Below are 24,560 nucleotides of genomic sequence, written 5' to 3'. Positions count from 1 at the left end.
GCAGACCCGGCTGATGAAAGATTGCAAGCACGTCCCGCAGGGTGACGTGCTTGCTGCTATTGTGGAGAGAGAATCATGGCGGAAATCACTGCTGCCCTCGTGAAAGAACTTCGCGAGAAGACCGGTGCAGGCATGATGGACTGCAAGAAGGCGCTGAACGAAGCCGCCGGTGAGATCGAAGGCGCCATTGACTGGCTGCGCAAGAAGGGCCTCGCTGCCGCTGCGAAGAAGTCTGGCCGTGTGACCGCCGAAGGTCTCGTGGGTGCTGTTTCCGAAGGCAAGCGCGCTGCGATGGTCGAGGTCAATGCCGAGACCGACTTCGTGGCCCGTAACGAAGCGTTCCAGGGTTTTGTCGAGGAAGTCGCCAAGGCTGCGCTGAAGGTCGGTGAAGACCTTGATAAGATCAAGAACGCGACGGTTGCCTCCGGTCGCACGGTTGCCGAGGAACTGACGCATCTCATCGCCACCATTGGTGAGAACATGTCGATCCGCCGCGCCCGCGTGCTGGAAGTTCCGTCTGGCGTTGTCGCTACCTACATTCACGGCGCTCTGAAGCCGGGTCTCGGCAAGATCGCCGTGCTGGCAGCCATTGAAGCACCGTCCGAGAGCGACGCCATCATCGCTCTGGGCCGTCAGGTCGGCATGCATGTTGCGGCAACGCGTCCGGCAGCTCTTGATGTCAGCAGCGTTGACCCTGCTTCCATCGAGCGTGAGCGCGCGGTGCTGAAGGAGCAGGCTCTGGCTTCTGGCAAGCCGGAAGCGATTGTCGAGAAGATGATCGATGGTCGTATCCGCAAGTTCTATGAAGAAGTCGTTCTTCTGGAGCAGGTGTGGGTGCATGACGGCGAGAGCCGCGTGAAGGACGTTCTTTCCAAGGCTGGCGTCAAGCTGGTCGGTTTCGATCGCTTCCAGCTTGGTGAAGGCATCGAGAAGGAAGAAAACGACTTTGCCAGCGAAGTGGCCAAGGCTGCTGGCGGCTAAGGTCAGGTCGTTCTGATATGAATGGGGGCGGGGCATCTCTTGAGTGGGAAGCACCCGCCCTTGTTTTATCTGTCGCTCCCTTTGGGGAGGCTGACGCTCTTGTGCATCTGTTCTCTCCAGCTCAGGGCGTTTCCCATGGGTTGGTCAAAGGCGGCCTTGGTCGCCGGAATGCCGCGACGTGGCAGAACGGCAACCTTGTGCAGGCCCAGTGGCGGACGCGTATTCAGGGGCAACTCGGGACTGTCACTGGCGAAATGGCAGGACCCAATGCGGCCCGTGCTTTGTCGTCACGTTCCAGCCTTGCCTGCCTGACTTCTCTTTGCGCTGTTGCGGATAGCGCATTGGCGGAGGGTGAGCCTTATCCCGGACTATGTCAGGACAGCGCGCAGGTGCTTGCGATGCTTGGAACACAGGGGCCTGAGGTAGAAATCCCGACTCTCATCCGATGGGAGACGATCCTGCTGCGGGATCTTGGTTTTGCACTGGATCTGTCCTGCTGCGCCGTTACAGGGCAGACGGACGATCTGATTTACGTTTCACCCCGCACAGGGCGCGCTGTGTCTCAGGAAGGCGCGGGAAAATGGGCTTCGCGTCTTTTGCCATTACCCGCTTTTCTACTTGATGAATCGGACTATGGCACAGCGGAGGATTGGCGGGACGGTCTGCGTCTGACAGGACATTTCCTGTCGCGAGACGTTTTTGGTCCTCTTCATCGTCCACTCCCTGCGGCACGAATCAGACTGGCGGATGTTGTGCAGTCTTTTGTGACAGGTCCGGAGGGCGACTGATCGGATATTTCGGTTGGTGCGTTGCGTTTACCAAAGGCGAGCCTTTGGCCGAGGCAAGGGGCGGAGTCCCGAAGCCTCTCTCAGCAGATGACGAGAAGATGCGAAGACAGATCTTTTCGTGTTTGAAAAACATATAGCTGGCTGAAATAACAGGCTATTCAAGAAACGCAGTGACCGTACCGAGTGTATCGAACCGCACGTTGACATGCGTCCGGTGCGGCACAAAAAACGCGCCAGAAAGAGAGCCGGTTGTCACAACTGTTCCCGCTTCGATAGGCAGTCCGCGTCGGGCTGCATGACCGGCCAGCCAGACCAGCAACCGCGTCAGGTCACCGGCTGCGTTACCGCCGACCTGTTCGGATACGCGGCGATGGTCGATCCTCATCACAAACTTTTCCTGCGCCGGATCGAATTTCCGCCAGTCTGAGAAAGCCGGACCGAGAATAAGCGCACCGTGGTTCTGCTGGTCGGCCATATGCGTCAGACTGGATTGGCAGCCGGGTTCGATGAAACGTGTGTCCACCACCTCAATGGCCGGATGCACGCTGCCGACGGCGGACAGCACGGCATCCGGTGACAGATCCGGACCTACGGCTCTGTCGAAGCGATAGGCGATCTCAGCTTCCACACCGCGGTGATGGAAAAAATCCGCAGGCAGAACGGCGCCATCCGAGAACAATGTTTCAGCGTGCAGCGGAGCGGCGGAAGGTTCTGCATCAGGCCCGGATGCTCCGACTTTCCAGCCACGCACGGGGCCGCTCAGAGCGACGACGTGATTCTGCACATCATAGGCGGCCTCTTCCGAATCCGGGATGAAATGGGAGGGGAGCGAAATGATGGGAGGAGCTTCGCCTTTGCGGACGACATGCAGGGTGCGCGCCAGTGTAAGGGAGTTCGTCGGATTGCTATGGTTTTCGGGCATGAACCTGTCTGTATCCGGATGTAAAACTTTGTAGCGATTTATAATGCGTTAATCCGGTCAGACGAAAGGCGAAAGGAGTGGAAATCCGGTGATTCCCGGTTTTAACTGGCTTTTCGCCTGAAAAATGAAACAGATCCTTCGTCAGTAATTTTTGGCGGGCCTCTTGTGCATCAGCGGACAGTTTTCTGATCAGGTGCTGGAAAAGGCTGGAAGACTGTCGGATCCGACTGGTTCTGCCCGTCTGGAGCCGATTACCACTCAGCGCCGATCATATGTTTCGGCTGATTTGGGCCCGGATCGGCACTTTCTGACCAGACAGTCCAGTCCCAGCCCGGGTGCTGGTTGATTTCTGCGGTCATGGCGGCCTGACTCGGCACCCCTTTCAGTGTTTTATGCGAATAATCCACGAAAGCAGCCTGACTCCCCATATAGACGCAGCCACAGCCGATGCGGTCGGCGTAAAGATAGACAGGCCCGGTGCTGGTGGGGCGATAGGTCAGCATCCCGGCGGGCAGAATGTTCATGAGTTCGTAACGGGCGGTGGTGTCCGCGGGATGGGCGGTAAAGCCGCTGTAAGCGAGTTGTTCATCGGTTCGGAGGTAGCGATCCGCCGGTGAACAGGCGGCAAGGCTGCCCAGAGCGGCGAAAAGAGAGGCAAATCGAAATGCCGGACGGCGTGAAAAACCGGTCAGGACGTTGGCCAAAGCGTATCTCTCCGTTATGGGTGCGCACGACGGAGGACACAGGACATGAGTGACACGTTCGCAGGCCATATCGAGGACACCCGACTTACCGACGCCCTGAGCGAGCGGTATCTGGCTTACGCGCTGTCGACAATCATGTCCCGCTCGTTGCCGGACGTGCGGGACGGTCTCAAACCGGTGCATCGTCGTCTTATCTTCGCCATGCACCAGCTTCGCCTTGATCCCGCATCCGGGTTTAAAAAGTGTGCACGTGTCGTCGGTGACGTGATCGGTAAATACCATCCGCACGGCGACGCCTCGGTGTACGAAGCGCTGGTGCGGCTCGCACAGGACTTCGCCGTCCGATTCCCGCTTGTGGAAGGGCAGGGCAATTTCGGTTCCGTGGACGGCGATAACGCCGCCGCCATGCGATACACCGAAGCCCGTCTGACCAAGGTCGCGCAGGCGCTGCTCGAAGGCATCAATGACGACGCCGTCGATTTCCGCCCCACCTATGACGGCGAGGACGCCGAGCCGGTCGTCCTGCCCGCCGCCTTCCCGAATCTGCTCGCCAACGGCGCTGCGGGAATCGCCGTCGGCATGGCCACCAGCATTCCGCCGCACAACGCCGGTGAAATCTGCGCCGCCGCCGGTCTGCTGATCCGCAAGCCCGACGCCACCGTGGCCGAACTCCTCCAGCACATGCCCGGCCCGGACTTTCCGACTGGCGGCATCATCGTCGAGGATTCTGACGCGATCCTGAAAGCGTACGAAACCGGGCGTGGCGGCTTCCGCATCCGCTCCCGCTGGGAAGTCGAGCAGGGCCGTTTCGGCACATGGCAGGTGGTCGTCACCGAAATCCCGTATCAGGTGCAGAAATCCCGCCTGATCGAGCAGATCGCCGACCTGCTGGTGCAGAAGAAACTGCCTCTGCTGGCTGACATCCGCGACGAAAGCTCGTCCGACATCCGTCTCGTGCTGGAGCCGAGAAACCGCACCATCGAGCCGGAAGTGCTGATGGAGACGCTGTTCAAGGCGACCCAGCTCGAAAGCCGCTTCTCGCTCAACATGAACGTCATCGGCCCGGATCGCGCCCCCGGCGTGCTGGATCTGCGTTCCGTGTTGCAGGCGTGGCTCGACCATCGCCACGAAGTGCTGGAGCGCCGCAGCGCCCACCGTCTCGCGGCCGTCGAGAAACGCCTCGAAATCCTCGAAGGCTTCCTCGCCGTCTATCTCAACCTCGACGAGGTGATCCGCATCATCCGCGAGGAAGACGACGCCAAGGCCAGCCTGATGGCGACCTTCAGCCTCACCGAAATGCAGGCCGAAGCCGTCCTCAACATGCGTCTGCGCAGCCTGCGCAAGCTGGAAGAGATCGAGATCCGCAAGGAGCACACCGCTCTCTCCACCGAACGCGACGAACTCCGTGCTCTGCTGGGCGACGAGAAACTCCGCTGGTCCCGTATCGCCGCCGAGGTGAAGGAGATCGGCAAGAACTTCGGCTCCGGAGCGCTGGGCGAACGTCGCAGCACGCTCGGCGCACCACCGCCGCAGATCGATCTGTCCGCCGCCACGCTGGTCGAGCGCGAGCCGCTGACCATGATCCTGTCCGAAAAGGGCTGGGTCCGTGCGGTGAAAGGCCACGGCATCGACGCCAGCGCCCAGAAGTTCAAGGAAGGCGACAGCCTTCTCCTCGCGCTGTCCTGCCAGAGCACGGACCGCATCTGCTTCTTCGCCACGGACGGCCGCGCCTTCACCGTCAACGCGGGCGACCTCCCGCGCGGTCGCGGCGACGGTCAGCCCGTGCGTCTGCTCATGGATCTCTCCAACGACGAAGACATCCTCTCCGTGTTCGTCATCGAGGACGGCAAAAAGCGCCTCGTCGCCTCCAGCGTCGGACGCGGCATGATCGTGGCCGATACCGACTTCGCCGCCGAGAAGCGCAGCGGCAAGCAGGTCCTCAACCTCAAGGGCGACGAAAGCGCGCGCCTCTGCATCCCGGCACAGGGCGATCACGTCGCGGTCTATGGCGGCGACAAGCGGCTGCTGGTCTTCCCCGTCGATCAGCTACCCGTCATGACGAAGGGGCTGGGCGTCACGCTCCAGAAATACCCGGATGGCGGCGCGAAACTCGGTCTGCGTCAGGCTGTTGTGTTCAGTGCCGTAGAAGGGCTGCTCTGGCCGGGAGCCGTGCGGGTGCGCGGTTTCGCCGAGCTTGAGCCGTGGGTCGGCAAGCGGGCCGCCACCGGCAAGGCGGCCCCGCCATGGGCCATGAAGAAAGCCTGAGATTTCCCTGCGGGCTGACAGCCCGCACAGCATCGCGTCGGTTCGCATCATGCAGGACATTTCCCCATCCTGACGATCCTCATCCTGTTGCCGGTTCTCCTCGCCTGCCTGCTTTCGGTCACGGCGGAGCGATGGATCGGGCTGCCGTCAGGGCAGCAGCGGCTGGCCTGTCAGGGGATGTGGCTGGTCGCGGTGCTGGGTGCGCTGGTCGTGCTGCCGTGGAGCGCGGGCGATGCGCGCTCTGTTCTGCCCTTCTTCACGCTGGACCCGCTCGGCTGTCTGTTTCTGGGAGTGTTCGCCATCCTCGGTTGCTGTTCGGAGCGATGGATCAGGCCCGGAGGGCGTCTGCCGCTCGCCTGTGCAGCCGCGTGTCTGGCCGCTTTCGCCAGTGATACCGCCGCCCTGATGGTGACGGGCTGTCTGGCGCTGGTGCTGGCGTTTCCGGAACGTCAGAAGGCATCAGCCGGATGTCTGCGGGCTCTTCTTTTCGCGGCGGCCTGCTCACCCGGCGCGGTCCACGGCTCTGAGTGGATGGCCATCGTCGCTGCTCTGGTCTGTGCGGCGGGGGCGGGGCGTCGCCAGCCTGATTTTGCGGTCGCCCCGATGCTGGAATCCGGCTGTGGTCTGCTGCTGCTTTGTCGCATTCTTCTCAGGTCCGACAGCGTGATCACGCCCGCCATGACTGCGACGCTGATTGCCGGTGGGATGATGCTGGCGTTCGTGCGCGTGTTCTCCACGCTCACCACGCGAAAAGGCAGCACCGCAAATGCGGGGCTGGCCGGTCTTCCCGCCGCGCTGAGCATCACTTCTCTTGGACTGCTGTTTCTTGCCGGTGCTTCCGGGTCTGCCCTGACGGCGCATGCGGCAGCCGGCACGCTTGTGCTGGGGCTGGTGACGCTCTGGCCTGTCGCCATAGCGTTTCTGCGCACCGGTGGTCTGATCGCAGAAGGCGCGGGTTCGGACCATCTCGGCCGTCTGGGTGGTTTGATCCTGTTTGCGCCGCGACTGGCGGGGCTATTCGCCGCAACGCTGCTGATTCTCACTTTTCTTCCGCCTGCGGGTGGTTTTACCATCCTGTGGCTGCTGGTTGAGACGGCTCTTGGTCTGCTGCCGGACGGATTTGCCGCCGCCCTGCCATCGCTCGCTTTTCTGCTGGCTCTTGGCGTGCTTGTTGCGTTGACCGGACTGGCCGCGCTGAGACTGGCGGCACTCCTCTTGCTGGGCAGCGCACGCAGTCCCCGCATGGCGGCCTGCCCGGATGCGATCTGGCCCGCTCTGGCGCCAGTTTCCGGCTCGCTGCTGTTTGCCGTTGTGGCCGGGTTTGTGCCGGGCGGTGTGCTGCGTCTGGCCGAGCCTGTCCTGCAGCAATTGACGGCCGCGCCCCGTCTGACACCACAACCTTTCTTTACACTGGTTGCACCCGATGGGCTGTCGTCGTGGATGCCCGTTGGCGTCACAGCGCTTCTGCTGATGGTCGTGCTGGTCATCAGAATGGCGCAGCAGCAGGCTCTTCGTTCACGGACCAGTGCTCCCGTGCTGAAACGCGAAATTCTGTCCGACATTCACACCGGTGAGACGACGCCGTGGCTGGGTGGGCTGACGACGCGTGCTCCCTGGCTGCCCTTTGGCGAACCGCTGATCTGGTCGGGTGTCGATATGGCCCCGTCTTCGTTGCGCTCGGTGCTGTTTCTGCGGGGACGTCGCAGGATCATGTCCCGTGCCCGGATGTTGCGTTGCGGCGCACGCTGGCTGCATCGTCTCAGACGGATGCTCCGGGGAACCGCTCCTCTTGCGGACCACGCGACCGCCGTGGTGCTTGTTCTGGTCGCACTGGGCATTTCTCTGTCGGCGCTGATGTCATGACCCTCCTTCAGATCGTCCTTTCCGCTCTGCTGACGGTGCTGCAACTGGCGCTGGTGGTGCTCGTCGGGCCGCTTCTGAGCGGGTTCCGCAGTTTCATCTCGGCAAGGATGGCGGGTGTTCCGGCCCCGCCTGTGCTGCGTCGCTGGTTCGTTATCGGTCGTGAATGGGGGCATGCGCCGCCTGTTCCGCACAGTGATGCGCCGCCGCTGGTCACCGGGATGATCGCCGGGCTTGTTGCGCCGTTTTCTCTGGCCGCCGCCGTGTGCGCAGCGTTGCTTGTTCCAGCCTTCACACTGGGGCTTCTGACGCGCTCATGGTCTGATCTGCTGCTCGTGGGACTGCTGCTGGTGCTGGCCCGTTTTACCGCATTGCTGCCCGAACTGGCCCAACCTGCGGAGCTCGCCACGTTCGCGTTCGGGCGGGCCGTCGCACTGGCGCTGGTGCTGCCCTGCCTGTTTCTGCTGGTGGCGCTTCTGTTCAGCGCTGGAGCGACGACCGACCTCGCTTCCGTGCTGGCGGGCATGAGCCATGAAAACCCGTTTGTGGAAGGCGCGCCCTTTGTGCTGGCCGGAGCGGCCATGCTGGCGGCTGTCGATCCAGTGGCAAAGTCGGCTTCCGAAGAGCAGGGAAGCGATGGGGCGCTTCTGATGCTGTCGCGGGACATGGCGGCACTCACATGGCTTACTCTGGCCGGGGATTTCATGTGGCCCGGCTCGTTGGCCTCGGTCCTTGATTGTTCTTCTTTTCTGAGTGGCTGCGGTGCGCTGGCGCTCGGCGTTCTGTGCTGGCTTCTGCGTAGTTTTCTACTGGCGGTCATTCTTGCGACCGGCCGGGCTTTCGCGCTTGGAGATCTGGCTGCGGTGCGTCTGCGGGCGGCGTCCGCGCTGCTGCTGGCGGTGCTGGCGCTTCAGTTGATGACCGCCGCCCGTCTCATGCCGCCGGTCGGCGTCATGCCGGAGGACAATAGGGTTTCAGAAAATACACCCTCGGCGCATCCCACCATCCGTCGAACGGGTATCGAAAAACGATGACGCTCGCGCTTGCCCTTCTGCCTCTGCTGGCTCTACTGACGCTTCTCGCCGGGCTGATGGTGACGCCAGCGACGGGGCTTCTGACGGCTCTTTCCATCCTGCTTCTGCGTCATGCGACGTCCGAACCTCTGCCTGCCGTCATCCTTTTCGCGGCGGTGAGCGCGCTGATTCTCTCGATCGGTCCGGCATGGTGGCTGGGACGCTATACGGACGAAACCGGTCCGTCGCGCGTGGCTGGAGCGGTGGTCCTGTCTCTGGCGCTTCTGATTGCGGGCAGCCTCAGTCTTCCATCGGAGGACATGCTCCAGAATCCAGCGCTTCTCGCAGCGCCATTTATTCCGATTGATGCGGCAGTGGTGACGGTGGCGCTTGGTGTGACCTTTATCGGTCTGGCCACGCTGTCGCTGCGTTCCGGCGCACGCTACCAGCTTGCTGGTCTTCTGACGGCCTGTAACGGCCTGCTGCTGACAGCAGCCAACATTCGCAACCCCTATGCGGGCTGGCTCATCGGTGTGTGCGTTCTCCTGCTCGCCGGGGCCGGAACCTGGCTGGTTCGACGTCTGTCCCTTCTGCGACTGAAATCCACAGAACGCGGGGAGGGCGGATTCTGATGATCATCACAGCGGATATCATCCTGTTTCTCAGCCTTGTCTGGCCATTTCTTGCCGGTGCGATCATCGCGGCCTTCGGTCCGGAAAGTCGGACGGGTGATGAGGAGACGAAAAGCCGGTTCTCCCAGCTTGCCGCGAATTTCTCCCTTGTCGCGGTGGGACTTGCTGCGCTCAATGTGCCGCTTTCGATTTATCTGGCCACTACCGGACAGGGCGTTGAACTGGGATGGATGATCGAAGCGCCGCTGGCTACGGTCGGTTGTCTGATCCTGCATGTCAGTCTGGTGTCACAGTGCTTCGCGCCACCGCTGCCCGAAGAGGAACGGGCTCTGGTTGCACGGGATGCCGTGCCGTTCTGGACCACCGGGCTGCTGTCTCTGGCCATGATGCTTTCGGAACCTGTCGCGCGGGCGGCCATGCTGCTGTCGGCTCCCGTTCTGGCCGTCATTCTGCTCAATACAGGCGCGGGCCGTGCGCTTTCGGGCTGGAACACCCTGCGGCGGACCGCCACGGGAGCCCTGCTGGTCTGTAGCGGTTTTCTGCACCCTGATCCGATCATCGAAGGGATGCTCGCCGGGTGTGGCTTCTGCCTGCTCGCAAGCCTGTTTCCTTGCACGCTGTCACTAAATGCGACACGGAAAGACCGAACAGGCGACTCATCGGAAATCCTGAGAGCCAATGCCGCAACGCTGGCCGTAGTGGCGTTGCTGGTGACCTTCCCCCTGCTGCCGGTGACTGCGCTGGGTCTGCGGGGGCTGCTCTTTGCGGCTGGTCTCGCCACTCTGGCGCTGGCAGCTTTACGTCTCAGATTGAGATCCGCACAGGCGACCTCGCTGCTGACACAGGCTTCGATGGGACTTGCCGCCGTTTCTGCCGGGCTTGCGCATCCTCTGGTGGCTGATCTGGCTGTGTTTGGTCCACTTGTCGCCACGCCATGGCTTTCGCTGTCCGGAAGACCGGATTCTCGTGTGACGTTGCTGGCGGACAGGGCGTTTCTTCTGCCGGGATTCGCAGCGTTGCTTCTGGCTGTGATGCTGGTGGCGGGAACATCCCTGCCGCTCGCCCTGCTGCTGATTGCGGCGATATGGCCCGCGTTGCGGCCTGGTGTCCGACTCTTCCCGTCAGGCGTAGTGCTTCCCAAAGTCAGTGGCGCCAGATCAGACAGCAGGGAAGGACGCTCATGAGTATCCCACCCATCCTGTTCGGCGGCGCTCTTGTAACGCAGGAGTCGTCCAGACCTTCAGTGCGGGCGCTCGTTCGCAACGGCCAGAAGACTGAAACGGCCTGGCGTTTTGAGCTGACCGAAGACGCATGGTTTGATCTGGTGGAATGCCTGCGTGACGATCCGGCGGTTCTGCTGGGCCTCTGGTGTGACGGCAAGGCTGTGCATGCCTTTTTCAATGAAGGTGGCGTGCCGGGAGGTGAGGTCGGTCTCAGGCCGCTGATGGCGTCTCTGGCGCTGGAGGGACCCCGCTATCGCGGATTTTCAGCGATCCGTCGCCGCGCAGCGCCCTTCGAACGCATGATCCGCGATCTCTGGGGGATCGAGGCCATGGACGCGGCCGACACGCGGCCGCTGGTGGATCGTGGTGCGTGGACGGTGACGGCCCCGCTGGCGGAACGTCCGGTCCCCGCCTCGGGCATGACCGATATGCCCGAGTTTTCCACGCCTGATCCGCTGGTCGCTGCACAGGGAATGGTTTTTTCGCGTGGACCGGCATCCGGAGGGACCGAGGGACCCGTGCATTTTCGCCTCGGTGTTGCAAACGGGCGGGTCCGCACTGTTGAGACGCTGACCGGCTTTGCGCATCGGGGGATGGAAGCGCGGATGGCGGGTGTCTCGCTCGCTGATGCGGCTGGACTGAGTGGACGAATCCATGTGGGCGCGACGCTGGCCCATCAATGGGCCTTTAGCGCTGCGGTCGAGCAGGCGGTCGGCATGACGGTCGCGCCGATGATCGGGCACATCCGTGCGATGCTGTGTGAGATCGAGAGGATTTACACCCATCTCACCTGTCTGGCGCGAACGGCGGATGCCGCTGGAGCGGAGATGCTGGCGGCCCGGCTGTATAAGGCGCGCGATATCCTCTCCCGCGTCTGTCAGGCGGCCATCGGGCGACGTCTGCTGCTCGACTGTGTGGCGCCGGGCGGTGTCACGCTCGCCATTGCCGGGCATGAGCAACTGCATGAAGACGTCGTGCTGGAGGGGCTCAGAACCCTCTGCGAGGAAATCGCCGTCTTCGGAACGGGAGATTTCCTTGATATTCAGGCGCTCTGGCGGGCAACCGGCGTTGTGACATCTGCTCTGGTCGGCGAGGGACAGGTTCCGAGGTCTCTGGCTGACGCTCTCATGCTGGGCGGTGCGGTTGGCCGGAGTTGCGGCAGGGGAGCCGACCTGCGCCAGTCCATGGAAGCGTATTCGGGTGTGCGAATCCGCACGCCTGTCGCGATTGAAGGCGATGCCGCCGCCCGTTGTCGGATCCGTTTCGAAGACATTGCGGAAAGCCTGCGGATGATTGCCGCTTTCAGCGCCATGTTCACGGCTGAAGATGAAGCGGAGCGTGCTTCATTTTTTACGCCGGTGCAGGTTCCTCAAGAACGATGTGAGGGATATGCCGCCGTTGAAGGGCCGGACGGGCTGATCTGTCATGTCGTGATTTTACAGGCAGGACAGGTGGAGCGTACGTTCATTGCAGAACCGGCCGGTGTGCTGCAGAGCGTGCAGGAAACGGCGCTTCAGGGATGCAGCCCCTCTAAATTTGATGCCGTGCGTTGTTCGTTCGGTGTTTCTGTCGCGGCCGTTGATCTGTAAGAATAGTTCGGCTGCCGCCACATTTCTGTGACAGGCCAAGAGGGAGGGGGTTACCGTGTCGACTGTTCTGATCCGCGCGTTGTTCACATCCCTGCTTGCGCCTGCCGGTCCTGCGCTGCCGCCGGTTGTCTCCCGTTCTCCGCTGGTTTTCTTTCATGTGGACAGCGGTGGCTGTGAAGCGTGCAGCCTTGAGGTGGAAGCGCTCAGAAAGGGCGATTACGGTCTGGCTGAAGCGGGGATTGTGTTTACAGACGCGCCCCGGGTTGCTGACATGCTGCTCGTGACCGGCACCTGCACCCGCATGATGGCCCCTGTGGTCAAGGCTGCATGGGAAGCGATGCCGCAGCCCAAGGGTCTGCTTGCCGTTGGAGCCTGTGCGATTGACGGAGGGCCGTTTGCCGAGAATTACGCTGTTCTTGGCGGGCTGGAAAAGCGGGCGTCCGTGGATTGCGCCATTCCCGGCTGTCCGCCGACGCCTGACGCCATCCTGCAGGGAATTGTGAGCCTTCTTTCCCCGACCCCTGCGCCCATCATGGAGGCGTAAGTCCGACCAGCGGGCGTTGTCAGTGCGCTGATCGGGTCGATATCAGGGTTCCGCCCTTATTGGTGGGTAGCATGCTCGGCGAGTGGTGTTTCGTCCTCATCTTCCTGTAGAGCTTCGGCAGCTCTTCTGAGCCTCTGGAAACTCATTCTGCTGACAGGAAGCAGGGCGACATAAACAACGCCCATCCCCGCCAGAACACCCCAGGGGTCGGCTACGAGCGCGACGAGATAAGCTCCCATGCCCAGCATCATCGGCAGGACATATTTGGCGGGAACCTTGAAGTTCTTGAAGGACCAGACCGGCAGGGTGGACACCAGAAGAAACCCGGTCCCAATCAGGCTCAATATCGGCAGCCAGGGCAGGCGGGTCATCTCGTAAAGGCTGGTATAGCCGAGTTTTTCTGCTTCCAGTCCCAGAAAAAGCGGGAAAAGAGCCAGTCCTGCGCCTGCTGGTGCCGGGACGCCCGTGAAGAAGTTGCTCGCATATTTCGGACGTTCTTCCTCGCCGTCGAGGCTGGCGTTGAAGCGGGCCAGACGCAGCGCCATGCAGACCGTGAAGAGAATGCCGGGCAGGAAAGAATAGCGGCCGGCGTCTTTCATGGCCCAGAGATACAGGACGAAAGACGGGGCTACACCGAAACAGAGGAAGTCCGAAAGACTGTCGAACTCCGCACCAAAGCGGGTGGAGCCGCGCAGGAGGCGCGCAATCCGGCCGTCGAGTCCGTCAATGATCGCCGAAGCCAGCAGGGCGAGGGCGGCATGATGGAAACGACCATCAAGCGCGAAACGCATCCCCATCAGACCGCTGCAAAGCCCCAGCATTGTCAGCAGGTTAGGGATAAGCCGGTTGAAGGACGGTCCACGCACACGTGTCCGGGCAGGACGGCTGCCACGCAGACGACGGCGTCTGCGCCTTGTTGTTTCAGCCATGAACGAAATGCTCCCGCGTCGCGGGGAAGAGACGGGTCAGCACTGGATCAGGCGTCAAGCTCGGCCACGACCGTCTCGCCGCCGATCATGGTCTGACCGACTTCCACCAGCGGCTCGACACCCGGGGGCAGATAAACGTCTGTCCGCGAGCCGAAGCGGATCAGGCCGAAGCGCTCACCGGCTTCCAGACGCTCGCCTTCCTTGACGGAGCAGACGATCCGGCGTGCGATCAGCCCGGCGATCTGCACAACGGCGACCATGCGGCCATCGGGCAGCGTGATGCTCATGGCGTTGCGCTCGTTGTCCGTCGAAGCCTTGTCGAGACTGGCGTTGAGGAACTTGCCCTCATGATAGGCAATGCGCGTGACGGTTCCGGCGACGGGCATGCGGTTCACATGCACGTCCAGCACGGACAGAAAGGTCGCCACACGCCAGACCGGCGTTTCGCCCATGCCAAGCTCGACAGGAGGGGCGATCTTTTCAATCGACACGATCCGTCCGTCAGCTGGCGCCAGCACCAGACCTTCCCGCGCCGGAGCAATACGTTCCGGGTCACGGAAGAAGTAGAGGCAGAATCCGAAGAACAGGCCGCTTGCCGTGCCGACGGTCTTCAGGGCCGGGCATCTGAAGCGCCTGCCCAGATAGCAGGCGGTGGCCGTCACAGCGCCGGAGACGCCGAGGAACGGGTAGGCCTCGCGATGCGGGCGGGAAAGGACGAACTTGAGAGAGCCTAAGAGTGACATGTTACCGTTCTTGGCCGTTCATCGCTGCGGAATCAAGAGAAACTCGTGACATTCGGGCTTCGCCTTGCGTCATTCCGGCTTTTCTGGTCTCCATCCGCACCTGCCCGGCCCGCAGAAAGCGGGTCGTAAAAGCCTGTTCATCCAGCCGCGAGGCCCAGCCGGGAGCCCTGTCATGCGCGTGATCCGCTCTGCCCTGTTCCGGATCTATATCGTCGTCATTTCTGTTCTGATGGGATGGGCGGCCATGCCTGTCCGGCTTTTCGTACCGCGCTATGCGATGCCTTACGCCAAACTCTGGGCGCGATTCTATCTGGCGGGTGGACGTTTCTGGTGTGGTATCCGGACGCGTGTGGAGGGGCTGGAAAAACTCCCAAAGGACAGGCCGTTCATCATCGCCTCGCAGCATCAGTCAGCCTTCGACACGCTGGTCTGGATGAATCTGGTCTCCAAGCCGACTTACGTCATGAAGGAAGAGTTGCTGAAGGTGCCTTTCGTGGGGCCGATGCTGAAACTCACGGGCATGATTCCCGTCCAGCGGGCAGGCGGCAGCAAGGCGATGCGCGGCCTGCTGAAGGAAACGGAGCGGGCGGCTGCCGATGGCAGGCAGATGATCATTTTCCCCGAGGGAACCCGCATGGCCTACGGGGAGACGGTTCCTCTCAAGCCGGGTATCGTCGCCATGGCGCGGCATACTGGCCTGCCGGTCTATCCTGTCGCCACCAATTCCGGGCTCTGCTGGCCGAACCGGGGCTTCCTCAAGCGGGCGGGAACCATCTCGGTCGTCATCGGCGATCCGGTGCAGGCCAAGGGGCGTGGAGAGATGCTTCAGGCCATTGAGCGGGCATGGCAGGAGGCGCAGCCGCGTCTGGGATCTTGACAGACTGTCTTTAACCTCCGGAAGAACTTCCCTGTGGATAACTCTGTGGGATAAAATGGCGGTTTATGACGCTCAGGGGCTAATCCGTAAAATCTCCTGCTTTTTCCATGCTTCAATGAAGTCAAGCCGGTTTATTACATAAAAATGCGATATTACGATTTTTCGCAGAAGACTGCGGATTTCTATGAAAATCGGCAATCAGATGGGATGTCTCTTTTCGGATGTTGTAAGGAAAACAGTTTTTCTGAAAACGTGGATGCTTTGACTGATGAATTGTGGATAAGTTTTGTTGATCCATGCTGACCCTCACTGTTTCGGGGGATTTTATTGAACGAGTTCCGTCATCTGGCTCCTGACACTGACGTGGGGTACAAATCCGATGACCGGTGAGGAAAACAGGGGAGTGTCAGCTGAAACATCGCAACCGCTTCTCTGTGGCCATTGGTCTCGGTCTGGTGCTGGTCGTCACGGCCTGTGCCGGAATGATGGTCGCCAGACAGAGACTGATCAGAACGATTGATGTGGAACGAGGCGTTCTTCTGAAACAGGGATGGGATGTCTCCTGGCGAATATCGGGCTTCAGTCTGTTCTCGTTTCCATGGCAGGTGACGCTGCGGGATGTCCGGCTGAGCGGACGTTTGAAAGATTCTCAGCTGATTTATGGCGGGAATGCTGTGACCCTGTCTCCTGCCGGACCATTTTCGTCCTCAGTCCGAATGAAGTTCAGGGGGCAGCAGGCTTTTTTGCTGGGACACGATTCTGATCATCCGGATTTTGCATTCAGGCTGACGGGAAGCGGGCTTCGTGCGACTGCTGCTTCTGCCAATGATGGAAGGGAAATTCATGCTTCCTTTGCGGCGGAAGATGACCGGCTTGAAGTGCATGCGCTGCCTTTTCCGCTTGAACAGCCTGCGCTCCCGTTCAGTGTCGAATTGAGAAAGCTTCTGGGTAGAACAGAATGGTATCTGAAGCAGAACCATCTGGAAGGTGTAGCGACAGATGTGACAGCTTCGGCTGTCACATTGCCCGTTGCATGGCCCGGTATCGGCGATAGGGCAGAGAAAGTGCATGTAGCGTTCTCTTCCAATGAGACGGAAGATGGCGACCAAGGCGTGATGCTTCATATTGGCGAGGCGCGGTTTGGACCGTCTTCTGTGGCCATCACAGGAAAACTTATCTGTCAGCACGATGCGACTGGTGATTTCGATCTGACGATACGGGGACTGGAAAAAACAGTGGACGCCATGGCTGAAGCCCATGCGGTCGCGCCCAATGTCCGTCGTGTCACGTCATTGATCGAGCGTTTTCGCATTCAGGGAAACCTGCAGAAGCTTCCAGAAGGAGGCGGGGATGGAAATACTTCCGCTGCCGACACTCTTATTGAAGTGCCTCTCAGATTGAGAAAAGGGGAGTGGACAATTGGCGCTATGCCTGTTGGCGCAGTGCTGGAACTCTGGCGTTCAGGGAAAGAAAAGATAAATCCTCCCTGAACGCGTGGCATGAAAGCGGGATCAGCTTGTCAGGCTGGTCGTGCGGTTGGCGTTATCGGTCAGAAGCTGTGCGATACTGTCATTGCCTACAGCAAAGACCTGTCCACTTTTATAAATCGATGTGTCACCAACGGGAACATAGGGTGAAAGCTTGATTCCCATGTCTGCAGCCTGAGTGCCGGGCAAGTGATTGCCGACGAAGCTTGCAGCGCTCAGCAATTCGCTAATGTTACCGACAGTGCTGGAATTCCAGTCACTTATGGCTGCTTTCATAGGGGCGTCGTCCGCCGGATTTCCCAGCATGACAACATGTCCGTAATGATTGAATTCACCGCTCGCACCTGCGGGCATCGACGTGACGAAAGACATGCCGGGCATGGTGTCGTTGGCATACTCGCCGACTGGATCACCATAAGTTACGGTACTGACGAAGTTGGAGCCATCACCTTTTGCTGTGGATGAGGAAGGAACCCCGGTCGGTTCGAAGGCGATACCCCCAAGGCCGGTCTGCTGTGCGACGTACGATGCTTCAATGCCGCCAAGCGAGTGCCCTGTCACAAAGATATTATTGGTGTTGATGCCCTGCTGCTGGGCCATGTCGACAACATAATGAGTGAAGGACAACGCATCTTTCTGCGCCTGCGAGACAGTCTGATTCCAAATCTGGACGTCTGAAAGAACGCCTGTCGCCACGGCTGCCGGATTGGTGAGCAGGTTGATCCCGCCCGTCGTGCCCTGAAATGCGATGATGACCTGATCGTTGTCGGTCATCCAGACCTTTGCTGACATTCCGCTGGCTTCATCAATGACAGAGAGCTGTTTTCCATTGATAAGAAAAGGGGACATGCCATCCGGTGTGCCTGCCAGGGCATATTCGGCATTTGCAGCATTCATGAACTGAGACACTGTGGGAGTCTGGTTCAGATTCTGATTGGTGGGGACCGGTATCGCCGTCTTGTCGTTGAGAAAGGTCATCAGGTCGTTGGGGGTCGTATTGTCGATGATGTTGCTGGGCAGCGCCGCCAGACTGCTCCAGATCTGATTGACACCTGTTGCATTCAGGAAGTCATTGGCTGACTGAATGAGATTAGTTTCGATATTGCGACCGATTTTCCAGATGTCGGCAACCAGATCACTCATAGTATCCTCGTAGCTTATTTAAACAGATTTTGGAATGGTCAATCGGCTCTCTTTCTCTTCGATCCAGTCAGGATTTTTCACAAAAAATCATCTGTTTTACGCAGGATTTTAGAAGAGGAATATTCCCCTGACGTGCCGATTAACGCGGAATGAAGTGTAGTTTCCTCAAAGGCCCGTGATTTCCTCAGGGGCGGCTTTGGGAGTGGTGAACGTCTCTAATTGTATCATATTTTAATTTTGTGTCAGTAAATAATTTCATATAATAATTTTGTATTATAAATACATGTAATATACTTGCGAGTTTATTATGTATATATTTTACTGTTTTATATTTGTTGGGATTTAAATGAAGAATATTTTTAGAATATTTAGTGAAAATAACCTTGTCAGAGCAGATCTTTTTGTCTGCGCAGTTTTCCCAATTCTTCCGGAGTTGTGGCGCGGAGAAATGGATTGCAGGCCCGTTCCGACTCAAGGGTGGAGGGAACAGTTGGCTGACCTGCCGCTCTTAATCGGGAGACTTCCTCTGCGCGATGCTGAAGCGTCTTGTTGTCAGGAGACACGGAAAGGGCGAAGCGTGCATTGGAAGCGGTATATTCATGACCGCAATAGACCAGTGTCTCGTCCGGCAGCGCGTCAAACTCATGCAGGCTGGCGTACATCTGCTCCGGCGTGCCTTCGAACAGGCGTCCACATCCCAGACTGAACAGGGTGTCGCCGCAAAAAAGCGAGGCAGGATCGTCGAAGTAATAGGCAATATGTCCCAGCGTATGTCCGGGCGTTTCCAGCACCAGAGCCTGACTGTCGCCGAATGCAACCCGATCTCCGGCGTGGACGGCCTGATCAAGGCCAGGAAGGCGGGCTGCGTCCGCTGCCGCGCCGATAATACGGGCGTCATACCGGTCACGCAGTGTTTCAGCGCCACCTGTATGGTCCGCGTGGTGGTGAGTCAGAAAAATGGTGTCCAGCCGTCCGCCATGGGCTTCAATCGCAGCCCGGACCGGCGCAGATTCGCCGGGATCAACTACGCCGACCATGCCGGTTTCCACATCCGTCAGCATCCAGACGTAATTATCTGAAAAAGCCGGAATGGGCAGAACAGTAATTGGCATGGCGGGACTCCGGTGGTGCTGCATCTGAGCGAGTTATGATACTGTACGCATCATGTTGGATGAAGTTCGTTCTGCTGACGTATTCTATGACACATCGGCGGGTGCCGGAGTGGTGCGACTTCTTGCCCGGCGTCTGACAACTCGCTGGCCTGATCTTCGGGGTCTCAATCTCCTTGGGCTGGGCTACACAACACCTTTTCTTTCGGAATGGCGCGATCAGGCGGCACTGACGGTGGCTGCTCATCTCGAAATGCTTCCTGACGAGGCGCTGCACCGTCATAAGATGGACTGCGTTGTCAGTGGCGGCCACTTCCCGTTTCCCGAACTGTCATTCGACCGGATCCTCATGGTGCATGCTCTTGAAACCGCTCCATCAGGCCGCGAGCTTCTGCGCTCAGTGTGGAAAGTACTGCGCGACAATGGAAAGCTCATTCTCATAGTGCCCAACCGGCGGGGGCTCTGGGCGCTGAGCGATACGACGCCCTATGGGCAGGGAACGCCTTACTCCCAACGTCAGGTGCGTCGTCTGTTGCAGGAGAGCATGTTTCATGTCGAGACATGCGAAACGGCTCTTTATCCGCCGCTGTTTCCTCTTCTGCGTAGTCCCCGTCTCAGCACGGCGATTGAACGGGCCGGAGGGACGGTCTTGCCTGCCTGCGGTGGCGTCGTCATTCTGGAGGCCGTCAAAAATCTGTGGGGAGGCGTTCCGCTGACTGTAGGAAAACGAACATTCAGTCTGAGACGTCGTCTGGTGGAAGCTGAATGACGGAAACTGTTCTGGACCGGATCAGCAGGCTGGATACGGTGCTGCTCAAGGCTTCCAGCGCAACGATTGCTCTGGAGACATGGTGTGAACAGAACGGTCTGGGCGCACCGCCTGTCCGGTTGAGGGTGCAGGTTGAGCAAAAAGATGATGCGCCACTTCCTGCCATCGCCAAGGGTATTTTTGAGGCGAGCGAACCTCTACGCTATCGGCATGTCACCATGTTCTGTGGGGATCTGGCTGTGGCGCACGCGGGCAACTGGTATTCCCCGGAAAGACTGACGCCAGAGATGACCCGGAAACTGGATACGACGACAGTGCCGTTCGGGCGTGTCGTGGGGCCTTTTTCCATCAGCCGCGAGACGCTCGAAAACGTTCGCCTGTGGAATGAGAATATCCTGCCGCCGCCATCCGCTTCCGTGATCCGCAACACCGCCATTGTAAAACGGGCGGACTGCACGCCGGTGAGCGTGGTGGAAGAGATATTCACTGGTGTGTTGCTGAACTTCTGAATTCGCTGACGGATCTCTGATGCTGGTCTGATGGCCTGGTCAGGTCGCGTCAACCGTATGGCGGAACGCCTTGACCGGCCCGATGCAGGCCAGCAGGAACTTGCCATATTCCCGCACCAGCAAGTTCCATGTGCCGCGTGTGAAAGGGCGCTTCATGGCAGGCGGCTGCACAGGATAGGGGTTGAGGTGAACGCCGGGCAGCATGCGCCCAATCTCCACTTCTGCCCGCCACATATGATAGCCAGCTGTGACAATGATCAGGCTGTGCAGCCTGTTCGCCTTCACCCAGTGCTTTGTTTCCGTGGCGTTGCCGGCTGTGGATGTGGCTTCCCGACCAAGGGTGATGCGCCCGCTCAGCCCTGAGGGAAGATCGGGAGCCAGTTCCTGCAGCGTGACCTTGGGATCGACACCTGAAACGAGAAGCAGGCGGCCCCGGCCTTGTTCCAGCAGGGAAAGAGACGTTTCCACGCGCCCGTTGCCGCCGGTGAGCGCGACGATTCCATCGGAAACCGGCGGAAGGTCGGGGCTTCGCAGGGCGCTGCGGAGGAATAGTCCAAAACCGATGACAAACAGCGAGATGCAGGCCGTGAGACACAGACCCGCTGCACGCCACCAGCCCCGTCTGGACCCCGCTTTTTTCATGGTAGCCGTCGCAGCCATACTCGAACGATGACCTGCGCCGTGAACCATCCGATTAGTGTGACGACAAAGGGAATGCAGCCCAGTCCGATCAGAAGGGACTGCGGGGCGGCTCCCTGCCAGAAGGCAATGAGAGAGGCTTTCAGGATGGAAAGCCAGCTCTCGCCATTTTGCATTGTGGACGGAATGTTTCCCGAAAAAGGCGCCATGAGATGGGTGAGAATGGCGATCGGGGGGAGGGAGACCAGTGTTCCGGCTAATCCGCCCAGAAAGGACAGGAAAGCCACGCGGGAGGCGAAGCGTCTGGCGACGTAGCCATCGGATGCGCCCAGTTCGTGGAGAATGGTCACGCTTTCACGTCGCGAACCCAGCCCGAGGCGTGTCGCCATTCCAATGACCGCTGCACCGATCGTGCCGACAAGCGCTATCGCCAGCCCGGCGCAGAACAGCAGGCTGCGGGCGACGGTATGGAGTTGGGAGCGCCAGTCATCGTTCTTCTCAACAAGCGTGCCGGGCGCGATGGTGGTGAGGGTCGAGACAAGGTCGTCTGACAGGACGCCGCCGGGGGTGAGATCGACTTCGATCACGGCTGGTAATGGAAGCGCCGCCGTCCCGGTATTGCCGAGCCATGGTTTCAGGAGGGCATCGAGTTCCTGTTCATCCAGTCGGTGCAGTTGCACGATATCCGGCGCTGTTTTCAGCGTGCCGAGCACCGCTTCAATGCGGGTGCCGCCTGTGGTGTGGCTGTCTGTCACCGGCGTCTTGTCCGGATCAGGAACCTGCACGGTGATGAGGTTGGCGGCCCCTCTGGCCCATCTTTCGGACAGACTCTGGGCGCCAACGGCCGCTGTAAAGGTCAGCGCGATCAGCAGACTCATGGCGGCGACCATGGTGAGCAGACTGCGGTCGGGAAGCGCCCGGGACAGTGCGAGGCCGTCGCGGACCCGTTTGTGCTTATTCATCGGCGAACAACCGTCCCTGTCGGAGTTGCAGGGCTGGTGCGGGAAAGCGCTGGACAAGCGTGTCGTTGTGCGTGGCGACGATGACGGTCGTTCCGAGATCCGACAGTTCTCTCAGCATGCCGATGACGCGTGCCGCCTGGCTGTCTTCCAGAGCATTCGTCGGTTCATCCGCCAGCAGAAGACTGGGACGCATGATCACGGCGCGGGCGATGGCCGTTCGCTGCTGCTCACCGCCCGAGAGTTCGACGGGGCGGGCCTTTTTACGTTCGACAAGTCCCAGCCAGTCCAGAAGGGCGTCCACTTCCTGTGAGATTTCGCCCTCCATGCGCTTCTGAAGCCGCAGGGGCAGGGCGATGTTATCGGCGACGGAAAGAGTCGGCATCAGTCGGAAATCCTGATGGATCATTCCGATTCGCTGTCTCAGACGGGCGAGGGTGGACCGTTTGCTGCGCGATCCGATTTCGGTGCCGAGAATTTCCATATCGCCTGATCGGGGCAGAGCTTCCATGTGGAGGAGGCGCAACAGGGTGGATTTTCCCGCGCCCGAGGGGCCGAGCAGCCAGCGGAAGCCGCCCTGCGGGATCGCAAGGCTGATGTTTCTGAGCGTGGCCTGACCCTCATTCGGCAGCGCGCCGTGATGCCAGGTGACGTCACGGAGCCGGATCATGCGAGGCATACTCCCTGAGGGATGAGGTCAGTCATGGGAAACACGCGATAGCATAACGCGTTGCCGGAGAAACTGTCGATCTTCACCTGAGAGGCTCTTCTGTTCTTTCACCCTCTTTCACCGTTCTCGGATCGTGTTTAGAAATTGGGAACCGATTACAAGGCATACTGTTTAACGAGGATTGTGCGTGTCTGCGGCCAGAGCGATTACGCGGCGCGAGAGAGGAACCCGGATGCTGATTGTCTGCCCGTCCTGTGGCATCAAATATAACGTGCCTGCGTCTTACCTGACGAAGGACAGGACACTGAAATGCGCAGGGTGTGGCACCAGTTGGGTTGTCAAAGCTGTTCCTCCTTCCGCTGATGAGACAGTAGCGCCTCCGGCTCCTCCACATGTCGTCACTGAGCAGTCATCGGAAGCAAAGCCTGTTGCGCCTCAGTCGGGCGATCTGCCTGCTGCCGAGACCTCGGAATCTCAGGAAGAAGCGCCTCTTGCGAATGCTGCTCCTGAAGCTCCTTCGACACCTGACGTCGCCGCACCACATCCAGAAGAGCCAGAACCGGCAGTTCCGCAGTCGAACGAGCCGTCAGCGCCGACGTCAGCAGAACAGGCTCAGCCTGAAACCGGAGCTTCCTCTTCCCACACGCCTCCGGATGCCGCTGCGGTTCCACCTGTTTCCGAGCCACAGCCCGCCGCGCCGCCAGTTCCTTCTGACGAGCCGGTAGAGGCTGCACATTCGCCTGTCACGCCGGAATCGGGTCTGGTAAACAGTCTGCCGCAACCGGTTCCTGTGAAAAAACCGGTACCAGATATCCACGAACAGACACCTCAGTTTGAGTCTCCTGCTCAGGATGAAAAGCAGGAAATCCAGCAGGAACAGTCTGTCGAGCATGAAGACGTGCCCCCTCCTGTCACTGAGGTTAAGGATGTCACGGCTGAAGAAAATTCAGATCAGCCTGATCTGAAGGAAGAGCAGACGCGACAGGATGCACCGCACAGCGAAGCTCCGTCCGTCGAAGCCTCCTCTGCCGAAGTTGAGGAACCCGTTGCATCGCCGACACCTGCTGAACCGACGCAGGAGACATTTTCCACGCTTTCCGAAATGCCGGCTGACCAGCATTTCTCCACGCATATCACGCCGCGTCAGGATGATACGCTCCCATCGTCCGAGAACGATCAGACCTCCGATAACGGTTACGAAAAACCTTTCAGTTTTCTCGATCTGCCCGTTGAGCCTCCGCCGGCTCCGCCGCCGATTTCTGAATCGGCCTCACCAGAGAACAAGGTTGTCTATCGCAGCATCTGGGACGATGAGCCTGATACGTCGGCGACGCCATCAGCCGGTTTTGGGACAAAGCAGGAAGAACATCCTCATGAATGGCGGGAAAAGGATCTCGACGAACATTTCAGTGTAGGGAGAGAGAGTTTTTCCGGCGCGGGTTATCAGGATGAAAATCTTGTTGAAAACTCGGAACATTCTGAGCATCAGAAAAACGATCTGGCGCATCCGGACTCCGGGCATGACTTTGGGGATTCCCAGCCTCACGCGGATGATAATGACGGACTATCGGTTCATGGCGAGCCTGCTTCACAGGATGGGGCGTTCGATGACGTCATTACGCGTCTGCGGGCTGCCAGAAACAATCCCGGTGGTCAGGAAAGCCACACCGGGGCGGAAAATACTCACTCCCATGCGCCGGAAGGGGCGGAGCATTCGTCGAGCGCTCCCTGGGTGCCAGTGTGGGATCGCGTTGCAGATCAGGATGAAGAGACGGCAACTCCTGTTGAGGAACATCACGAGACTGTCGGCGAGCATGTTGATGTGCCGGAACAGTCTGTCCCCGCTGAGCCTGCTGCGGTTGTCGAAGAACCGGCTGCAGAAGAAGAGGCGGTTGCTGCGCCCCGACATGTCACGCCAGCAATTGATATATCCAGTCGCCTGAGAAGCGATGTTCTCAAGCGTGTCGAACATGCTGACGAAAATCGCAGCTCTTTCCTTGAAAGTCCGGCTTTCTGGCGGAAAGCATGGATTGCCAGTGGTGTGGGAGCCATTGTTGTGCTGGCCGCATGCACGCACTGGTTCGGTGCATTGCGTCACCTCTGGCCCGCGCTCAATCTGCTCTGATATGAATGAGAAAAGGCTCTCCACAGTGGAGAGCCTTTTCTGGTTTCTGAGTCTGCCATCGAGTGTGACAGGCTGTTTTT

General features: G+C 59.8%; 23 protein-coding genes. 14 read left to right on the top strand and 9 right to left on the bottom strand.

Annotated elements, in window-relative coordinates; all coding sequences use genetic code 11:
- The first annotated feature begins 75 nt into the window (after positions 1 to 75).
- On the top strand, positions 76 to 981 hold the full coding sequence (gene tsf, locus GVI59_RS08700) for a translation elongation factor Ts (RefSeq protein ID WP_173573890.1): 906 nt from the start codon (positions 76 to 78) through the stop codon (positions 979 to 981).
- A gap of 17 nt (positions 982 to 998) precedes the next feature.
- Complete coding sequence (gene recO, locus GVI59_RS08695) at positions 999 to 1,769, top strand: DNA repair protein RecO (protein WP_173573889.1); 771 nt, start codon at positions 999 to 1,001, stop codon at positions 1,767 to 1,769.
- A gap of 154 nt (positions 1,770 to 1,923) precedes the next feature.
- Here the strand turns inward: recO and GVI59_RS08690 are convergent, their stop codons facing one another.
- Together GVI59_RS08690 and GVI59_RS08685 are read right to left on the bottom strand one after the other, a co-directional pair.
- The gene (locus GVI59_RS08690) at positions 1,924 to 2,691 is read right to left on the bottom strand and encodes a 2-keto-4-pentenoate hydratase (RefSeq protein WP_173573888.1); all 768 of its coding nucleotides are present in this window, start codon (positions 2,689 to 2,691) and stop codon (positions 1,924 to 1,926) included.
- Positions 2,692 to 2,942: 251 nt separating this feature from the next.
- Positions 2,943 to 3,395: a hypothetical protein gene (locus GVI59_RS08685; protein ID WP_173573887.1), complete on the bottom strand. Its 453-nt coding sequence runs from the start codon at positions 3,393 to 3,395 to the stop codon at positions 2,943 to 2,945.
- Positions 3,396 to 3,440: 45 nt separating this feature from the next.
- On the opposite strand from GVI59_RS08685, the gene parC reads away from it, so the two are divergent.
- The 7 genes from parC (at position 3,441) to GVI59_RS08650 (ending at position 12,521) form a co-directional block, all read left to right on the top strand.
- Complete coding sequence (gene parC / locus GVI59_RS08680) at positions 3,441 to 5,660, top strand: DNA topoisomerase IV subunit A (RefSeq protein WP_173573886.1); 2,220 nt, start codon at positions 3,441 to 3,443, stop codon at positions 5,658 to 5,660.
- An 87-nt stretch (positions 5,661 to 5,747) separates the two neighbouring features.
- Entirely contained in the window at positions 5,748 to 7,523 is a 1,776-nt protein-coding gene (locus GVI59_RS08675) for a hypothetical protein (protein ID WP_173573885.1), read from the top strand.
- Positions 7,520 to 8,554, top strand: coding sequence for a hypothetical protein (locus GVI59_RS08670; protein WP_173573884.1), 1,035 nt, complete (start codon positions 7,520 to 7,522; stop codon positions 8,552 to 8,554). Before GVI59_RS08675 ends, GVI59_RS08670 begins: the two co-directional genes overlap by 4 nt.
- The gene (locus GVI59_RS08665) at positions 8,551 to 9,165 is read left to right on the top strand and encodes a hypothetical protein (protein WP_173573883.1); all 615 of its coding nucleotides are present in this window, start codon (positions 8,551 to 8,553) and stop codon (positions 9,163 to 9,165) included. The genes GVI59_RS08670 and GVI59_RS08665 overlap by 4 nt, the downstream gene beginning before the upstream one ends.
- Positions 9,165 to 10,349 (top strand): hypothetical protein, encoded by a 1,185-nt coding sequence (locus GVI59_RS08660; RefSeq protein WP_173573882.1) that lies wholly within the window; start codon positions 9,165 to 9,167, stop codon positions 10,347 to 10,349. The genes GVI59_RS08665 and GVI59_RS08660 overlap by 1 nt, the downstream gene beginning before the upstream one ends.
- Positions 10,346 to 11,977 (top strand): NADH-quinone oxidoreductase subunit D-related protein, encoded by a 1,632-nt coding sequence (locus GVI59_RS08655; RefSeq protein ID WP_173573881.1) that lies wholly within the window; start codon positions 10,346 to 10,348, stop codon positions 11,975 to 11,977. Before GVI59_RS08660 ends, GVI59_RS08655 begins: the two co-directional genes overlap by 4 nt.
- Before the next feature lie 55 nt (positions 11,978 to 12,032).
- Positions 12,033 to 12,521, top strand: coding sequence for an NADH-quinone oxidoreductase subunit B family protein (locus GVI59_RS08650; protein ID WP_173573880.1), 489 nt, complete (start codon positions 12,033 to 12,035; stop codon positions 12,519 to 12,521).
- A gap of 56 nt (positions 12,522 to 12,577) precedes the next feature.
- On the opposite strand, the gene GVI59_RS08645 is transcribed toward GVI59_RS08650, so the two are convergent.
- Together GVI59_RS08645 and GVI59_RS08640 are read right to left on the bottom strand one after the other, a co-directional pair.
- A complete protein-coding gene (locus GVI59_RS08645; protein WP_173573879.1) occupies positions 12,578 to 13,450 on the bottom strand; it encodes a CDP-alcohol phosphatidyltransferase family protein in 873 nt (290 codons plus the stop codon).
- A gap of 47 nt (positions 13,451 to 13,497) precedes the next feature.
- Positions 13,498 to 14,193 carry a phosphatidylserine decarboxylase gene (locus tag GVI59_RS08640; RefSeq protein ID WP_173573878.1) on the bottom strand — a complete coding sequence of 232 codons (696 nt, stop codon included), beginning with the start codon at positions 14,191 to 14,193 and terminating at the stop codon, positions 13,498 to 13,500.
- Between the two features lie 172 nt (positions 14,194 to 14,365).
- Here GVI59_RS08640 and GVI59_RS08635 point away from each other — a divergent pair, with 172 nt between their 5' ends.
- Both GVI59_RS08635 and GVI59_RS08630 read left to right on the top strand, forming a co-directional pair.
- Positions 14,366 to 15,070 carry a lysophospholipid acyltransferase family protein gene (locus GVI59_RS08635; RefSeq protein ID WP_173573877.1) on the top strand — a complete coding sequence of 235 codons (705 nt, stop codon included), beginning with the start codon at positions 14,366 to 14,368 and terminating at the stop codon, positions 15,068 to 15,070.
- A gap of 434 nt (positions 15,071 to 15,504) precedes the next feature.
- The gene (locus GVI59_RS08630; protein ID WP_338422085.1) at positions 15,505 to 16,560 is read left to right on the top strand and encodes a DUF2125 domain-containing protein; all 1,056 of its coding nucleotides are present in this window, start codon (positions 15,505 to 15,507) and stop codon (positions 16,558 to 16,560) included.
- Between the two features lie 21 nt (positions 16,561 to 16,581).
- Here the strand turns inward: GVI59_RS08630 and GVI59_RS08625 are convergent, their stop codons facing one another.
- Both GVI59_RS08625 and gloB read right to left on the bottom strand, forming a co-directional pair.
- On the bottom strand, positions 16,582 to 17,700 hold the full coding sequence (locus GVI59_RS08625; RefSeq protein WP_173573876.1) for a lipase: 1,119 nt from the start codon (positions 17,698 to 17,700) through the stop codon (positions 16,582 to 16,584).
- A gap of 386 nt (positions 17,701 to 18,086) precedes the next feature.
- The gene (gene gloB, locus GVI59_RS08620; protein ID WP_173573875.1) at positions 18,087 to 18,812 is read right to left on the bottom strand and encodes a hydroxyacylglutathione hydrolase; all 726 of its coding nucleotides are present in this window, start codon (positions 18,810 to 18,812) and stop codon (positions 18,087 to 18,089) included.
- Positions 18,813 to 18,864: 52 nt separating this feature from the next.
- Here gloB and GVI59_RS08615 point away from each other — a divergent pair, with 52 nt between their 5' ends.
- Together GVI59_RS08615 and GVI59_RS08610 are read left to right on the top strand one after the other, a co-directional pair.
- Complete coding sequence (locus GVI59_RS08615; protein ID WP_242013027.1) at positions 18,865 to 19,578, top strand: methyltransferase domain-containing protein; 714 nt, start codon at positions 18,865 to 18,867, stop codon at positions 19,576 to 19,578.
- Positions 19,575 to 20,087, top strand: coding sequence for a hypothetical protein (locus tag GVI59_RS08610; RefSeq protein WP_173573874.1), 513 nt, complete (start codon positions 19,575 to 19,577; stop codon positions 20,085 to 20,087). The genes GVI59_RS08615 and GVI59_RS08610 overlap by 4 nt, the downstream gene beginning before the upstream one ends.
- A gap of 39 nt (positions 20,088 to 20,126) precedes the next feature.
- Here GVI59_RS08610 and GVI59_RS08605 read toward each other — a convergent pair whose 3' ends face one another.
- From GVI59_RS08605 to GVI59_RS08595, 3 genes are read right to left on the bottom strand one after another with little or no spacing between them, the layout of a single operon-like run.
- A complete protein-coding gene (locus tag GVI59_RS08605) occupies positions 20,127 to 20,747 on the bottom strand; it encodes a YdcF family protein (RefSeq protein WP_173573873.1) in 621 nt (206 codons plus the stop codon).
- Positions 20,726 to 21,688, bottom strand: coding sequence for a cell division protein FtsX (locus GVI59_RS08600; protein WP_173573872.1), 963 nt, complete (start codon positions 21,686 to 21,688; stop codon positions 20,726 to 20,728). The genes GVI59_RS08605 and GVI59_RS08600 overlap by 22 nt, the downstream gene beginning before the upstream one ends.
- On the bottom strand, positions 21,681 to 22,355 hold the full coding sequence (locus GVI59_RS08595; RefSeq protein WP_173573871.1) for a cell division ATP-binding protein FtsE: 675 nt from the start codon (positions 22,353 to 22,355) through the stop codon (positions 21,681 to 21,683). The genes GVI59_RS08600 and GVI59_RS08595 overlap by 8 nt, the downstream gene beginning before the upstream one ends.
- Before the next feature lie 187 nt (positions 22,356 to 22,542).
- Here GVI59_RS08595 and GVI59_RS08590 point away from each other — a divergent pair, with 187 nt between their 5' ends.
- Complete coding sequence (locus tag GVI59_RS08590) at positions 22,543 to 24,480, top strand: zinc ribbon domain-containing protein (RefSeq protein ID WP_338422084.1); 1,938 nt, start codon at positions 22,543 to 22,545, stop codon at positions 24,478 to 24,480.
- Positions 24,481 to 24,560 lie beyond the last annotated feature (80 nt).

The organism is Acetobacter sicerae, assembly GCF_011516765.1.
In the GTDB taxonomy this organism is placed as follows: domain Bacteria; phylum Pseudomonadota; class Alphaproteobacteria; order Acetobacterales; family Acetobacteraceae; genus Acetobacter; species Acetobacter sicerae.
The sequence above is the reverse complement of the archived record's forward strand: the minus strand, read 5'-3'. Positions and strand labels throughout refer to the sequence as shown.

Coding starts and splice junctions, on each gene's coding strand:
- GVI59_RS08660 (WP_173573882.1), top strand. CDS start 9,165: ATGATCATCACAGCGGATATCATCCTGTTTCTCAGCCTTGTCTGGCCA.
- GVI59_RS08600 (WP_173573872.1), bottom strand. CDS start 21,688: ATGAATAAGCACAAACGGGTCCGCGACGGCCTCGCACTGTCCCGGGCG.
- GVI59_RS08595 (WP_173573871.1), bottom strand. CDS start 22,355: ATGATCCGGCTCCGTGACGTCACCTGGCATCACGGCGCGCTGCCGAAT.
- GVI59_RS08605 (WP_173573873.1), bottom strand. CDS start 20,747: ATGGCTGCGACGGCTACCATGAAAAAAGCGGGGTCCAGACGGGGCTGG.
- GVI59_RS08670 (WP_173573884.1), top strand. CDS start 7,520: ATGACCCTCCTTCAGATCGTCCTTTCCGCTCTGCTGACGGTGCTGCAA.
- GVI59_RS08610 (WP_173573874.1), top strand. CDS start 19,575: ATGACGGAAACTGTTCTGGACCGGATCAGCAGGCTGGATACGGTGCTG.
- GVI59_RS08665 (WP_173573883.1), top strand. CDS start 8,551: ATGACGCTCGCGCTTGCCCTTCTGCCTCTGCTGGCTCTACTGACGCTT.
- GVI59_RS08690 (WP_173573888.1), bottom strand. CDS start 2,691: ATGCCCGAAAACCATAGCAATCCGACGAACTCCCTTACACTGGCGCGC.
- GVI59_RS08645 (WP_173573879.1), bottom strand. CDS start 13,450: ATGGCTGAAACAACAAGGCGCAGACGCCGTCGTCTGCGTGGCAGCCGT.
- recO (WP_173573889.1), top strand. CDS start 999: ATGAATGGGGGCGGGGCATCTCTTGAGTGGGAAGCACCCGCCCTTGTT.
- tsf (WP_173573890.1), top strand. CDS start 76: ATGGCGGAAATCACTGCTGCCCTCGTGAAAGAACTTCGCGAGAAGACC.
- GVI59_RS08615 (WP_242013027.1), top strand. CDS start 18,865: ATGTTGGATGAAGTTCGTTCTGCTGACGTATTCTATGACACATCGGCG.
- GVI59_RS08635 (WP_173573877.1), top strand. CDS start 14,366: ATGCGCGTGATCCGCTCTGCCCTGTTCCGGATCTATATCGTCGTCATT.
- GVI59_RS08625 (WP_173573876.1), bottom strand. CDS start 17,700: ATGAGTGATCTGGTTGCCGACATCTGGAAAATCGGTCGCAATATCGAA.
- gloB (WP_173573875.1), bottom strand. CDS start 18,812: ATGCCAATTACTGTTCTGCCCATTCCGGCTTTTTCAGATAATTACGTC.
- GVI59_RS08655 (WP_173573881.1), top strand. CDS start 10,346: ATGAGTATCCCACCCATCCTGTTCGGCGGCGCTCTTGTAACGCAGGAG.
- GVI59_RS08640 (WP_173573878.1), bottom strand. CDS start 14,193: ATGTCACTCTTAGGCTCTCTCAAGTTCGTCCTTTCCCGCCCGCATCGC.
- parC (WP_173573886.1), top strand. CDS start 3,441: ATGAGTGACACGTTCGCAGGCCATATCGAGGACACCCGACTTACCGAC.